We start from the raw sequence: 14,972 nt of genomic DNA on the forward strand, positions 1-14,972 counted from the left end.
GATATTACTATTAGAAGAATCTTGGAGACATAATTTTTACATTTCTTTTGGCTAACTCAAAACGCAGAAAAAATTCATGAGAACCAGAGTTATAATTTGCTAATTCCGTAGTTTCTCTATCATAGGCATATCCTATAAAAATAGAGTTAGTTACTTGAAATCCAGCCAAAGCACTAAATGAAGAGCTCAACCTATAGCCTAAACCAGCAGAAAATTTATCATTAATTAAAAAGTTACCTGACAAATCCAACTGCAACGGCGCACCTTGAACCACTTTTGATAATACTGATGGCTTAAATTTGAGGTTTTGATTTAAATCAAATACGTGTCCTGCGATAACGTAAAAATGCTCTTTCTCGGAAGCAATAAATGTACTAGAGTTATCTGAAGCTGAACCATCATAGTGTTTACTTTCTATTAAGTAAGGAACAGAAACTCCAAAATAAGTTTTATCAGAATTCAAATAAACTCCTGCTCCAACATTTGCAGTAAATCTGTTATCAATATTGTTTTGAAATCTAGGATCACTAGGATTGTATATGTGCAATTTTGTAAAATCAACATTTAAGATATTAGCACTAGCTTGAAGTCCGAATGATAATTTATAATTCTCTGAAACATTAAAGCCATAAGAGAATTGTGCTGCAAAATTATTTTCGTCTGCTGGACCAATTTTATCATTTACAACTATTAAGCCTAATGCTACATTTTTTCCTATTGGTGAATTAATTGAAAAATTATTTGTTCTTGGTGCTCCTTCTAATCCAACCCATTGAGCTCTATGTAATCCAAAAATAGTTAATACGTCTTTTGAACCTATATATGCAGGATTGATAATACTTGTATTGTACATATATTGTGTATATTGTGATTCTTGCTGTCCAAAAGCAATTACACTAAATAACACTAAAAATAAACCTGTAAATTTTGTCTTCATATATTTTAAATTGAGAACGTTAGTATATAATAACAACTTTTATAATTATCGAGTTAGATATAAATATCCTGATCGCTCTTTGTTTTTTCCACTCGAGTTAACATATTTCAACACATAAAAATATGTGCCTTCTGGCAATTCAGAAGATGTAGAAACTGTTGCTCTACCTTCAGAAACTCCTCTGAAATATTTGTTATTAGTTCCATAACCTGACACATCATAAACTACAACTCCCCATTGATTAAATATTTGTAGCGTGTTGTTAGGATACATTTCTATATTTCTGATGGTAAATACATTGTTTTTAATATCATCACTTGAAGGTGAAACTCCATTAAAAATTTCTAAATCGTCTTCGTAATTTGATAAATAGTAATTATTAACTTCTAAATAATCTGGAATACCATTTCCATTACTGTCAAATGGTTGACCAATTATATTTCCGATTTCCTGACCATTTACAAGACCGTCACCATCACAATCTGCATCCATAAACTCTTGAGATTGAGGTAAAGTAGCATGTTCTTCTATAGATTCACAAAAATCCAAAGGATTAGTATTATCTGCTACTTCAGTTCCATCCAAAACACCATCACCATCTGTATCAGGATTATTTGGGTCTGTTCCTATATTGATTTCTTCTGAATTTGATAATCCATCCAAATCACAATCACCATTTGGATCTGTACTACATGGACCAACTACTATAGAAATAGTTCCGATATTGGATATCAAACCTTCGTTATCTTGTATCACATAACCTATAGGAGTTGTTGAACCTTCAAAACCTTCGACTGGAGTGAAAGTCACAGTGCCATCACTATTAGCAGTGTAAGTTCCTTCTCCAGGAACCGTAAAAGTAGTTTGGATACCAGGAGTTGAAGGATCTAAGTCAATTGTTGCAACGTTTATTGTACCATCAATATCATAATCATTTGATGCTACTGGTATAGTTACACTTGTAAAATAAGGAGTTGTTATAGTATCATCAACAGCAACTGGTGGATCATTTACTGGATTCACAACAAATGTAATGGTTGCTGAATCACAAGCTCCACTCGGATCACAAAGTGTATACACTAATGTAGCTGTTCCAAAATAATTATCTGCTGGATTAAATGTTACTATACCTGTTGCCGGATCTAATGTCCAAACACCTTCTGGAGTAGTAACTGTTGTTTGAATTCCAGGTGTTGAAGCATCTAAATCTACCGTAAATTGTCCTGCTCCATTTACAGGTGCAGTTGGATTTCCATCAGGATCTGTATCATTAGCAATAACATTTACTGTACCATTCGGACCATCTTCTAATAGAGGATTTGCACTTAAATTATCATCAACTGCATCTGGTGCGGCATTAAGAAAAGTCAATGTTGCTGGCGCACTAAAGCTGTCACCACAAACATAATCACTATCAGTAACTTTTAATCTAAACTGATAATTATTCATTGAATAAGGTACTCCAGTCAGAGTAAGTGTGGTTGTATTTGCTCCTGAATAAACTCCTCCATTTATAACATCCGTCCAAGTAAGACCTCCATTGGTACTTACCTGCCACACAAAAGTAGTTATACCTGTTGCTCCAGTAGGAGTTACTGAGAAGCTAGTATTTGCGCCAACATTAATAACTTGATTTACAGGACTAGTAAATGCACTTACTCCATTAACAGTAATAGCCAAAGCATAATAACCGCTATAACTTGCTCCTATCACTAATCCATTTACATCAACTGGAGCAACATTTCCTCCTGTCTGTCCATATTGTTGTCCAGGTCCAGCTAGATTGCTATCATAATAATACTCATTTGAATCAGAACAACCATCATTATCAGAATCTAAATCATATTGATTAATAATTCCGTCACCGTCAGTATCTACACCATTAATATTACCCAAACGAACAAAAATTTGAGATCTTCTTTCTCCTATTTCACTAGTTTCTGTACCGGTAGCACCATAAATAAACTCACTACTTGAATAAACATCCTGATAGGTTGTTACCATATATAAAGGATCAGCAAGAATTGTTGTATTAGGAGCTCCATTTGTTGCAGTTAATTGAAAAGGTCTATAGTAATCAAATGCTGGACCTGGACCTCCGATTCCAGAAGTACCAAATGTAAAGCCCTGATTAACCAAGTTAGCACCAACGATAGGCGCACCTGTAATATTGTTTGCAAAAGCATAACCTGCAACATCTCCCATGTCTGAACTATTACCATTACCATCAATATCAGCAATCGTTATAGCCACATTATTTATTACTGCACCAGTTATTGGACCTGTTGGAGTTGCTGTTCCTGTGGGCACAAATTTTATAGTATATGCAAAATATGGGTTTTGGTAGGCATAAATATCTTGAAGAGCAATATCCCCACCACCAATTAACCTAACTCTACCAGAACCAGGTTGAACATCAGTAAATTCAAGTACAGCATCATAAGATGAACCCAAATAGGTTAGTGCATTTACTTTGATTAAGCGATTACCAGTTACCAATCCCGATGATGGAATAACAGCAGGATAATATGCAGTGAATCCATTTAGTTGAATATAATTAATAACATTTTCGACAGTGTCAAGAATTCCATCATTATCATCATCCAAATCAATACTATTTGGAACACCATCTCCATCTATATCATCCGGAGTACCTTGAGCATTAGCAGTAAGAAAACTACCTAAGAGCATTAAAAAGACAATTGCTTTTGACATTGAAAAAAAATTAACTCTTCTCATAAAAATTTTCGTATTTATTAAAATCATAATTGTATGCTGTGAATTAATTAAGCGCTTGATTTACTTATATCAACATATATTTTGGTGATTAGATACTTTTTTTAAACGTATTTAATTATGTCTAAAAAAGTCATGCAATCGATTGCAAATATATTTAAATTTTGGAAAAACAATATTCATAATGTAATTTTTTAGTATATTTTTTTTTGTATGTAAAAAAAAATCATCTTTTTTTTCAAATATTAACAATGATTTCTTCATTCATATTAATATTTTTTTATTTTTGTGCAATCGATTGCAGCTATTTTTGTTGATATTAATTTTTTTCAAAATGAATAAAATAATTACTTCTCTTTTCATTTTATTTACTTGTGTAGCAAGTTACTCACAGTTTAGTAAAACTCATTATATTCCACCTATAACTTCTGCTACAAATAGTGGAATGGCTCCTGGTGAACAATATTTATATATTTCAACACCAAACACATCACCTGTGACAGTCACGGTAACTCCTATTGGAGGAACACCTTTTACTTTAACGGTAACTAACGGAACACCTATTCAATATCCAATTAATACTACAACATCTGGAAATACTGGTAGAAATTCTCAATTATTTACTCCAAATAATACTATAGGAGTATTAACTAATAAAGGTTACTTTATTGAAGCAACAGATTTAATTTATGCAAATATTAGAGTAACATCAAATAATGGTTCTCAAGCAGGTGGACTCGTAGCAAAAGGAACAAGCGCTATGGGAAAAACATTTAGAATTGCTGGAATGCTTAATCAATGGAATCCTTTAAACAACAATCATGATTCGCTTTTGAATTTTGCTTCCGTAATGGCTACCGAAAATGATACTCATGTAACAATTAGTTTAAGTAACCCATCAGCAATTGGAACGCCAATGACAAATGGTGTAGTTTATACAGGTCCAATTACTGTAACACTACAAAAACACGAAAGCTATATTTTTTCATTTGAAAACACTACAACACTTTTTAGAAGTAGTTACATACATGGTGGATTAATTCAATCGGATAAAAATGTTGTTGTAAATTCAGGTTCTTTTGGTGGAAATAGTTATGTGCCTGGAGTTACAGGAGATAACGGATCAATTTCAAATAATAATCTTACTGATGGTTCTAGTACTGGAGATTTCAGAGGAAAAGATTATGGATTTGATCAAATTGTACCTTTAGAAAAAAATGGTCAAGAATATATTTTTGTTCGAGGACTTGGAAGTAATGCTTTAGAGCGTGTAATGGTAGTTGCGCATACTAATGGAACACAAATATTTAAAAACGGAAGTGCCACTGCAACCACTACATTAAACGCGGGAGAATATTATGTTTATAATGGTAGTGACTTCATTAATGGAAATTTATATGTTACTTCATCCGAAAAAGTTTTTTGTTATCAGGCAGTTGGAGGAAATACTGATTTAGGAAATCAAAATATGTTTTTTGTACCTCCTATCAATTGCTCAACACCGACTGTAGTAGATAACATTCCATTGATTCAAAAAATTGGTTCACAAACTTTTCCAGCTTCTGTAAATATAGTAACGGTAGCTGGTTCCATAGTAAAAATCAACAACGTTACTGTTACAACTACCCCAGTTGCTGTAACAGGTCCAGCCTCTACTGCAACACAATTTGTAAGATATACGGTAACCAATAGAACTGGTAACATCAAAGTTACTTCAACCAATCAGGTTTATGTTTCTTATTTTGGTAATGATGGTAATGCTACTTATGGAGGCTACTATTCTGGCTTTGATACTAAACCTGAAATTAGTTATACTCATAATTCATCATCTACTGCTGATTGTATACCTAATATTACTTTAAATTTAAATCCAATTGCTTTAACAGATACCTATGCTTGGTACTATAATGGAAGTACAACGCCAATTCCAGGTGAAACTACAAACACATTAACACCAACTCAACCTGGATATTATCAAGCAACAAGACAAAATGCTGCTGGTTGTGCAGCAATATCTTCAGATTTAATTCCTGTTAGCGATTGTCCTACTGATATTGATAATGATGGTGTAATTGATAATTTAGATATAGATGACGACAATGATGGGATTACTAATTGTACTGAATCTTACGGCAATCAACAAGTTAACACTTCAAATTCTAGTACTGGTGCAGTAACAGTTGGAAACTATTCAAATTCATTTACTGGAATTATTACAACCTCTACTAACGCTAGTGCCACTCCTTTTACAGGTAATGCAAATGGTAGTTTTGTCACCAGTATTCCTGCCGGAAACACCAATTGGGTAACCTACAAAATGAATTTTACCAATCCTATATCTCTTGCTTTAGAATATGTTGCTACAGCTAATGCAGCTGATTTAATGAATTCAAAATCTGAATATGTAGTAACATGCGATGTTAATAAAAATATCACTGTCTTAAACCCTAACAATCAACTCTTAATTGACACCAACTATGATGGCATTTTTGAAAGTGGTGTAACCAAATTTTCTTCGTTCGATATTAGATTCAGACTTAATAGTGCTGTTTCATTACCTGCAGGAACTGGAACTTTTAAATTCTTAACTTATTTAACCAATTCGTTTAGCATTACACATAAAAATTTATCCAGCATAGACGCTAATAATTCAACCTTTCAATTGGTTGCTACTTGTGTACCAAGAGACTCAGATTTAGATGGAATTCCTGATTATTTAGACTTGGATAGTGATAATGATGGTATTCCTGATAATATTGAAGCACAAGGTTCAACTTTTATCGCGTGGACTAATGTAGATGCTAATAATGATGGTTTATCTGATGCTTATGGAACTGGCATCAACCCGGTAAATACTGATGGTGATTCAAACGCTTCAGGCCCAATTTACGATTACTTAGATTTAGATAGTGATAATGATGGAATATTTGATTTAGTTGAATCAGGAAGTGGAGCTGTTGATGCAAATAATGATGGAATTGTTGATGGCGCTGCTGCAAGTTTTGGTTCAAATGGTCTTTCCAATTCATTAGAAACTGCAGCTGATTCAGGTATCATAAATTATACTGTAGCAGATGCTGATGGAGATGGAATTAAAAATTACATTGAGTTAGATAGTGATAATGATGGATGTTATGACGTAATTGAAGCTGGTTTTTCAGACTCAAACGGAGATGGTTTATTAGGAAATTCTCCTTTAACCGTTACTGCTAACGGAGTTGTAACAAGTGGAACAAATGGATATACTACTCCAAACAATAGCTATGTTGTAGCTGCTACAATATCTATCACAGCTCAACCTTCTTTTACTACAAATTGTGCTACTAATACTGCTACTATAAGTATTACCGACAATGGTGGAAATTCATATCAATGGCAATTTTCTTCAGATGGCATTAACTGGACAAACGTTACCAATAATTCAACGTATTCTGGTGCAACCACTAATACATTAGTTATATCAGGAGCAACTCCAGCAATGTCAGGAGATATGTATCAAGTAATTTTAAGTAATCCAAATAATGTATGTGGATTAACTTCATCTTCTGTTACATTATCTTTTCCAACAGCACCTACCGCTTCATTCAGTTGGGCTGGCTCACCATTCTGTCCTGAGTTGAGTACTCCACAACCAGTCACTTTAACTGGAACTGGAGCATATACAGGCGGAACTTTTAGCTCAACTGCAGGATTAACAATTGATCCTACTACTGGAGCAATTACTCCAAACACAAGTACATCTGGTGTTTACACTGTTACTTATATGGTACCAGCTAGTGGTGGTTGTGCTGCTTTTCCAGTTACTGGAACGGTTGAAATTAAAGTTACTCCAACTGTTTCTATTACTTATGCAGGAACACCTTTTTGTGATACTCTAACTACCGGTCAGGCAGTTACATTAACTGGAACTGGTAATTACACAGGTGGAACATTTAGCTCAACTGCAGGATTAACAATTGATCCTACTACAGGAGCAATTACTCCAAGTACGAGCACTCCAAATACTTATACTGTTACTTATACCATTGCTGCAAGTGGTGGATGTACTGCAGTAGTTGCTTCAACGTCAATAACTATCAATCCAATTGCTACGGCTGCAATATCCTATGCTAGTACACCATTTTGTTCTTCTCTAGCAACTGCTCAAGCTGTAACGTTAACTGGTACAGGTGGATATACAAATGGTGTTTATTCCTCTACTACTGGTCTAACTATAAACAGTTCAACTGGAGCAATAACACCTAATACTAGTACTCCAGGTACATATACTGTATCTTACACAATTGCTGCCACTGGAGGTTGTGCTGCTGTTGTAGCAACAACTTCAATAACAATTACTCAACTACCAACAGCAACTATAAATTATGCTGGAGCACCATTTTGTTCTTCTTTAACGTCTGCTCAAGCAGTAACTTTAAATGGTACTGGAGCATATACTACAGGGGTTTATTCATCTACTGCTGGACTTACTATTAATAGTTCAACTGGAGAAATCACACCTAATACAAGTACACCAGGAACTTATACTGTATCCTATACAATTAGTGCCGCTGGTGGTTGTGCACCAGTTGTAGCGACAACATCGGTAACCATTAATTTATTACCTACTGCTTCAATATCTTATACTGGAACGCCTTATTGTTCTTCACTATCATCAGCGCAAGGAGTTACTCTATCAGGTACTGGTCCTTATACTAATGGCACCTATTCATCTACTGCAGGTCTTAGTATAAACAGTACAACTGGAGCTATTACTCCTAATACAAGTACACCTGGCACGTATACCGTTTTATATACTATTGCTGCTTCTGGAGGTTGTGCTCCTGTGGTAGCAACTACATCAATAACTATAACCGAATTGCCAACAGCAATTATCAGTTATGCTGGAACACCATTCTGTTCAACAAACTCAACAGCTCAAACTGTAACTTTAACAGGTACAGCTGCTTATACTGGTGGTACCTTTAGTTCAACAGCTGGTTTAACTATTAATTCTACTACAGGAGATATTATTCCAAGTACTAGTACTCCTGGAAGCTATGTAGTAACTTATACAATAGTAGCTGCTGGTGGATGTTCACCGGTAACAGCAACTACTACTATTGTAATTAATAATCCTCCTGTTGCAACAGCTACTCCAAGCACTGCAACTATTTGTTCATTAGACACAACCAATATAGCTTTATCAAGTCCTGCTATTGGAATTACTTTCTCATGGACTTCTGTTCAAAATAATGTTACTGGTGCTTCATCAGGAACAGGAACAACTATTGCTGATATTTTAACCGCGACGGGTACTACTCCGGGAACTGTTACTTATACAATTACACCTGTACAAAGTGGTTGTCCTGGCTTGCCAACAACAGCTACAATAACGGTTAATACATTGCCAACAGCAACTATAACAGGAGCAACAACAGTTTGCTACAATGGTTCAACTACTATTACTTTCAATGGTACTCCTAATGCAACGGTTACCTATAACGTTAATGGTGCTAGTACTAATCAAACTGTGATTCTTGATGGTACTGGCTTAGGTTCTGTGCTTACAGGTAACTTAACTGCTACCACAACCTATCAATTGGTGAGTATTGTTTCCTCTGGAACTCCAGCTTGTAGTCGAGGATTAGTCGGTTCTGTAGTAGTTACAGTAATTCCTGTTCCATTAGTTAATTCAGTTGTATCTTCAAATACAATTTGTTCTGGACAACCAACAGGTATTTCGCTTTCTAGTAATGTTGGAACAGCTACTTTCAGTTGGACTGCTTCTCAAACTGGTGTTGCTGGAGCAAGTGCTGGAACTGGTTCAATCATCTCACAAAATTTAACTGCAACAGGTGTTGTACCAGGCTCTGTTATCTATTCTGTAACGGCGAATGTTGGAGTATGTCAAGGACCAGTGAGTCAAATTACTATTAATGTTAATCCAACGCCAACAGTTGTTGCTTCAACAACGATGCAATCAATTTGTTCAGGTGATTCTAGTTCGATAACACTAAACAGTAACATAACAGGTACAACTTATAGCTGGAACGTTGTTCAAACTAATGTTACCAGTGCAACAAACGGAACAGGTAATTCTATTGCTCAAATACTAAATACAACAAGCAACAATGTTGGGGAAGCAGTTTATTCTGTTACACCTTTAGTTGGTGGTTGTCCTGGTGCTCCATTAAATGTAACGGTAAGAGTAAATCCAATTCCAGTTGCTACAACAAATGCTTCAGCTTCTACAATCTGTTCAGGACAAACAATCAGTATTCCTTTGACTAGTACTGTTGCTGGAACTACGTATTCTTGGACAGTTATTCAAACGGATACTTTTGGTGCCTCATCGGGAACTGGGTCAAATATTGCTCAAACATTAACTACTGTTGGCAATACTCAAGGTTCTGTTCTTTATACCATTACCCCTATTTTTAATGGATGTTCAGGTACTCCAGTAACCGTAACAGTAACAGTTAATCCAACTCCAGAAGTATTTGGTTCATCAGCAACTACTATTTGTAGTGGAGATTCTCCAAATATTTCTCTTACACCAAGTATAGCAGCTACTACATTTGCATGGACCGTAAATCCGACAAATGTAACTGGAGCTCAAGCTGGTACTGGAAATGTAATCAATGATATATTATCTTCTACTCCAAATGTTGGAACTGTAATTTATAGTGTAACACCAACTCTTAATGGATGTTCTGGTACGCCTTTAAACATCACTGTAACCGTTAATCCATTACCGTTACCTCAACTTAATGATGGTGTTATTTGTGTAAATGAGACAACCAATGTTTCTTATCTAAATTATGTGCTTGACACTCATTTGAGTAATGCTGCTTATGATTTTGTATGGTATTTTAATGGTGGTATTATCAATGGTGCTGTGAATAATACTTACGAGGCTGATGAAGCTGGAACCTATTCTGTGGTGGCGACCAATTCAACTACTGGATGTGTATCAACAATGGAACAAGCGGTAGTATCGGCGTCTTTCCCAGGTCTTTCAATTGATACGGCTCAAACTTTAGCATTTAGTTCTAATGCAAGTCTTGTAGTTACTGTGACTGGTGGAAATGCAACTTTTTTATATTCGGTAGACGATGGACCAATGCAAACTTCAAATATCTTTACCAATTTATCTGCAGGATTACATATGGTTACAGTAACAGATAGTAATGGTTGTACTTATTTGACAAAACAAGTAAACATTATAGGTTATCCTCATTATTTTACACCTAATGGTGATGGATTTAATGATACTTGGAACATTATTGGATTAGATGCTACTGCAAAAATTCTCATCTTTGACAGATATGGAAAATTAATTAAACAAATCAGTGCAATTGGCGAAGGTTGGGATGGAACATATAATGGACATCTACTTCCTGCCAGTGATTATTGGTTCTCTGTTGAATATACCGAAGATTTACCTGTTATAGGAACTAGAAAGTTATTCAGAGCACACTTTTCTCTTAAAAGATAGTTTATAACATAAAAATAAAAAGAGGTATTATTGAGTTCAATAATACCTCTTTTTCTATACTTTAAAATTAGATTTTAAACTCTTCCTTTTAATGAGCTAAAAACCCAAGCATTTGCCAAAAAGCCAACTCCAACAGCTCCAAATCCCCAACCTGCAACATCGGCATAACGGTAGATTCCTAAACCAATTAAAATCAAACCCATAATTATCATTATAAAAGTAGCCCAACCAAGGACTGTATTTTTGTTCATTGCCATATTTTGTGGTATTTATTTTAGCGGATACAAATATAGTAAATAATAAAAGATGAGAATTCTAGAAAACTATTTACCAAATACACTTATTAAAAAATCTTTATACAATTCGATATCTTCCATATTCGATGCTCCAACTCCTTTACTCATTCCGTCAATTTTTTGCAATTTATTAATTACAGAACTCACTTTTTTCATTGGATAATTGGCTGCTGCAATTTTATATTCTTCCACAAAAAAAGGATTAATCCCTAATGCGCTTGCAACACTACCTTGTGACCTGTCTTTAAGACCATGAAATTTTAACAGATTAACAAAATAGCCGTATAATTGAGCAATCACCAAAGGCTTTGGATTATCTTTCGGGTTTTGGTGAAAATAAGTAACAATTTGATAGGCTTTAAAATGATTTTTTTCGCCAATTGCTTTTCTTAATTCAAACACGTTAAAATCTTTACTGATTCCAATATTTTGTTCAATATGATCAGGCGTAATTGTGCTTCCTTTAGGTAGAATTATTTCAAGTTTTTTTAACTCATTGGCAATTCGGCTTAAATCATTTCCTAAAAATTCTTGAAGCATAATAGCAGCTTTTGGTTCAATAGAATAACCTCTACCTTGAAGAACTCTTTTTATCCAATCGCCCACTTTATAATCTTTTAGTTTTTCGCTTTCAAAAAGTAAATGATTTTTGGCCACTGTTTTTAACCATTTCTTTCTTTTATCAACTTTACCATATTTGTAAGCAAAAACCAAAACCGTAGTTGGCTGTGGATTCTCGACATAAGGTTCAATTTTATCAATAGTTCTTGATAAATCTTGTGCTTCTTTTACAATTACAACTTGTCGTTCTGCCATCATTGGATAACGCTTTGCATTGCTCACAATTTCATCAATGGTTGTATCTCTACCATATAAAACCATTTGATTAAACCCTTTTTCATCTTCCGTTAAAAGATTATCTTCTAAATATTCGGTAAGTTTATCAATATAATACGGTTCTTCACCCATTAAAAAATAGATAGGTTTAATATTTCCTGCTTTTATATCGTTAATGATTTTTACAATTTCATCCATTACTTTCAGTGTTCAGTATTCAGTTGCAGTTGACAGTTTATTAAATTTATTTACATTTGTTCTATGCAAAAACTTAATTTTCCTGCTTATTCGTTTCGCTTCAAAAATAGTGAAAATAAAGTGTCTATTTTTGACCCAATCAGGAAAAAATTTATTCTTTTGACACCAGAAGAATGGGTTCGTCAGCATACGATTCAATTTTTGATTCAAGAAAAAAAATATCCTGTTTCCCATATCAACGTTGAAAAACTAGTTAAAGTAAACGATATCAATAAACGCTATGATATTGTTATTTTTAAACCCAATGGAGAAATCCTATTATTAATAGAATGTAAAGCACCTGAAGTTGCTGTTACCCAAACTACATTTGACCAAATTGCCCGATATAATCTTATTTTAAAGGCAGAATATTTAATGGTTACCAATGGTTTAAATCATTATTTTTGTCAAATGGATTTTGAGCAGGAACGCTATCATTTTCTTCAGGATTTACCCAATTATATCTCTAAATAAATTGAAAAAAATTGCAGTTGTCATATTAAATTGGAATGGTGCAAAACTCTTAGAACAGTTTTTGCCTTCTGTAATTAATTTTTCAGATGAAGCAACTATATACATAGCTGACAATGCTTCGACGGATAATTCGATTCAATTTATTAAGGACAATTATCCAACGGTTTCAATTATTCAAAACAAAGATAATTTTGGTTTTGCAAAAGGATACAACATCGCTTTAGAACACATTGAAGAAGAAATTTATTGTCTTTTAAACTCTGATGTTGAAGTTACTCAAAACTGGCTTACTCCTATTCTATCTGCTTTTGAAAACGATTCAAAAATTGGAATTATTCAACCTAAGATTTTAGATTACAAGGACAAAACCAAGTTTGAATATGCTGGTGCAGCAGGTGGTTTTATAGATAAATATGGTTATCCTTTTTGCAGAGGCAGAATTTTTGAAAATATAGAAGAAGATTCAGGTCAATATGATGATGAAAAAGAAATTTTTTGGGCTTCGGGTGCATGCTTTTTTATCAGAAAGGAAGTTTACAGAAAACTTAATGGTTTTGATGATGATTTCTTTGCCCATCAGGAAGAAATTGATTTATGTTGGCGTGCTTTTAACCTAGGTTATAAGGCTAAATATATACCGAATTCTACTGTTTATCATGTTGGTGGAGCAACGCTTAATGAAGGTAATCCAAAAAAAACATTTCTGAATTTTAGAAATTCTTTGTTTATGCTTTTAAAAAACCTTCCAGAAAATAAATTAGTTCCTATAATTTTTACTCGATTAGTTTTAGATGGTATTGCAGGAATTCAATTTTTATTGAAAGGGAAATTCAAACATTTTGTTGCGATACTAAAAGCACACTTTTCATTTTATAGTTTTATAAACAAAATGCTCAAAAAGAGAAGTGCAAATCAATCTCCAAATTATTTTTACAATAATAGCATTGTGTATTCCTATTTTGTTAAAAAACTTAACAGATTTGTTAATATTTAACAATAGTTTATAAAACTATCCCTTTTAATTAAACTAAATTTATACGTAATTTTGCATTAAAATCAAATACGAAATATTCTTATGAAGAAATCAATTATTGTAATGTCGTTAGTAGCACTAACATTGACATCATGTGGAACGAAGAAAAAAATAGCCGCTTTAGAAGCACAAAACAAAGAATGCCAAGATTTACTAAATTCAACAACAATGAAATTGAATTTATGTTTATCAGAAAAAGAAGCTTTATCTAAACAAAACGAGTATTTGAAACAAAACAATACTGATTTGATTAATAGCTCAAAAGAGATGACTGTTTTAACAACAAAAGGAGCTCAAAATTTAGAAAAATCGCTAGAAAGTTTAAAAGAGAAAGACCTTAAAATATCACGTCTTCAAGATGCTTTAACTAAAAAAGACAGTGTTACTCTTGCATTAGTTACCAGCTTAAAAAGTTCGGTTGGAATTTCTGATCCGGATATTGAAATTAATGTTGAAAAAGGAGTTGTATTCATCTCTATTGCAGATAAATTATTATTTAAAAGTGGAAGCTACGTAGTTAGTGATAAAGCTAAAGAAGTTTTGGCTAAAGTAGCTAAGGTTGTTAATAGCCGTCCAACTTTTGAATGTATGGTTGAAGGTCACACTGATAATGTACCGTTTACTGGAAATGCAGTTCTTTTAGACAACTGGGATTTGAGCGTGAAACGTTCTACTGCTATTATCAGAGTTTTAACGAAAGATTTAGGTGTTAAACCATCTCAACTTATTGCTGCTGGTCGTGGAGAATATATTCCTTTAGTTGAAAACAATACTGTTGAAAATAGATCAAAAAACAGAAGAACTCGTATTGTAGTTTTACCTAAGATTGATGAGTTTTATGAAATGATTGAAAAAGAAATGAAAAATCAAACAAAATAGTTCTTAAGAAAAAAGAATATAGAAACAAGAGCAAAGACTCATATTCAAAATAAAAAACGCCCT

Annotated in this window: 8 protein-coding genes; 4 read left to right on the top strand and 4 right to left on the bottom strand. The window is 33.6% G+C overall.

From position 1 onward, the window contains the following. Positions 1-10: 10 nt before the first annotated feature. Complete coding sequence (locus RN605_RS03730) at positions 11-937, bottom strand: PorP/SprF family type IX secretion system membrane protein (protein WP_313322336.1); 927 nt, start codon at positions 935-937, stop codon at positions 11-13. Positions 938-982: 45 nt separating this feature from the next. After that, positions 983-3,652, bottom strand: coding sequence for a T9SS type B sorting domain-containing protein (locus RN605_RS03735; RefSeq protein WP_313322338.1), 2,670 nt, complete (start codon positions 3,650-3,652; stop codon positions 983-985). 355 nt (positions 3,653-4,007) lie between these two features. Between RN605_RS03735 and RN605_RS03740 the strand changes: the two genes are divergently transcribed. Then, a complete protein-coding gene (locus RN605_RS03740) occupies positions 4,008-11,153 on the top strand; it encodes a PKD-like domain-containing protein (RefSeq protein WP_313322339.1) in 7,146 nt (2,381 codons plus the stop codon). A 74-nt stretch (positions 11,154-11,227) separates the two neighbouring features. Here RN605_RS03740 and RN605_RS03745 read toward each other — a convergent pair whose 3' ends face one another. Together RN605_RS03745 and holA are read right to left on the bottom strand one after the other, a co-directional pair. Beyond that, complete coding sequence (locus tag RN605_RS03745) at positions 11,228-11,410, bottom strand: CAL67264 family membrane protein (RefSeq protein ID WP_313322341.1); 183 nt, start codon at positions 11,408-11,410, stop codon at positions 11,228-11,230. Between the two features lie 66 nt (positions 11,411-11,476). Beyond that, positions 11,477-12,484 carry a DNA polymerase III subunit delta gene (gene holA / locus RN605_RS03750; RefSeq protein WP_313322342.1) on the bottom strand — a complete coding sequence of 336 codons (1,008 nt, stop codon included), beginning with the start codon at positions 12,482-12,484 and terminating at the stop codon, positions 11,477-11,479. Between the two features lie 63 nt (positions 12,485-12,547). Here holA and RN605_RS03755 point away from each other — a divergent pair, with 63 nt between their 5' ends. The 3 genes from RN605_RS03755 to RN605_RS03765 all read left to right on the top strand — a co-directional run bounded on the left by RN605_RS03755 (position 12,548) and on the right by RN605_RS03765 (position 14,909). Beyond that, entirely contained in the window at positions 12,548-12,997 is a 450-nt protein-coding gene (locus RN605_RS03755; RefSeq protein ID WP_313322343.1) for a type I restriction enzyme HsdR N-terminal domain-containing protein, read from the top strand. Between the two features lies 1 nt (position 12,998). Beyond that, the gene (locus RN605_RS03760; protein ID WP_313322345.1) at positions 12,999-13,991 is read left to right on the top strand and encodes a glycosyltransferase family 2 protein; all 993 of its coding nucleotides are present in this window, start codon (positions 12,999-13,001) and stop codon (positions 13,989-13,991) included. An 81-nt stretch (positions 13,992-14,072) separates the two neighbouring features. Beyond that, positions 14,073-14,909: an OmpA/MotB family protein gene (locus tag RN605_RS03765; protein ID WP_313322347.1), complete on the top strand. Its 837-nt coding sequence runs from the start codon at positions 14,073-14,075 to the stop codon at positions 14,907-14,909. Positions 14,910-14,972: the final 63 nt, after the last annotated feature.

The organism is Flavobacterium sp. PMTSA4 (assembly GCF_032098525.1).
Taxonomy (GTDB): Bacteria; Bacteroidota; Bacteroidia; order Flavobacteriales; family Flavobacteriaceae; genus Flavobacterium; species Flavobacterium capsici.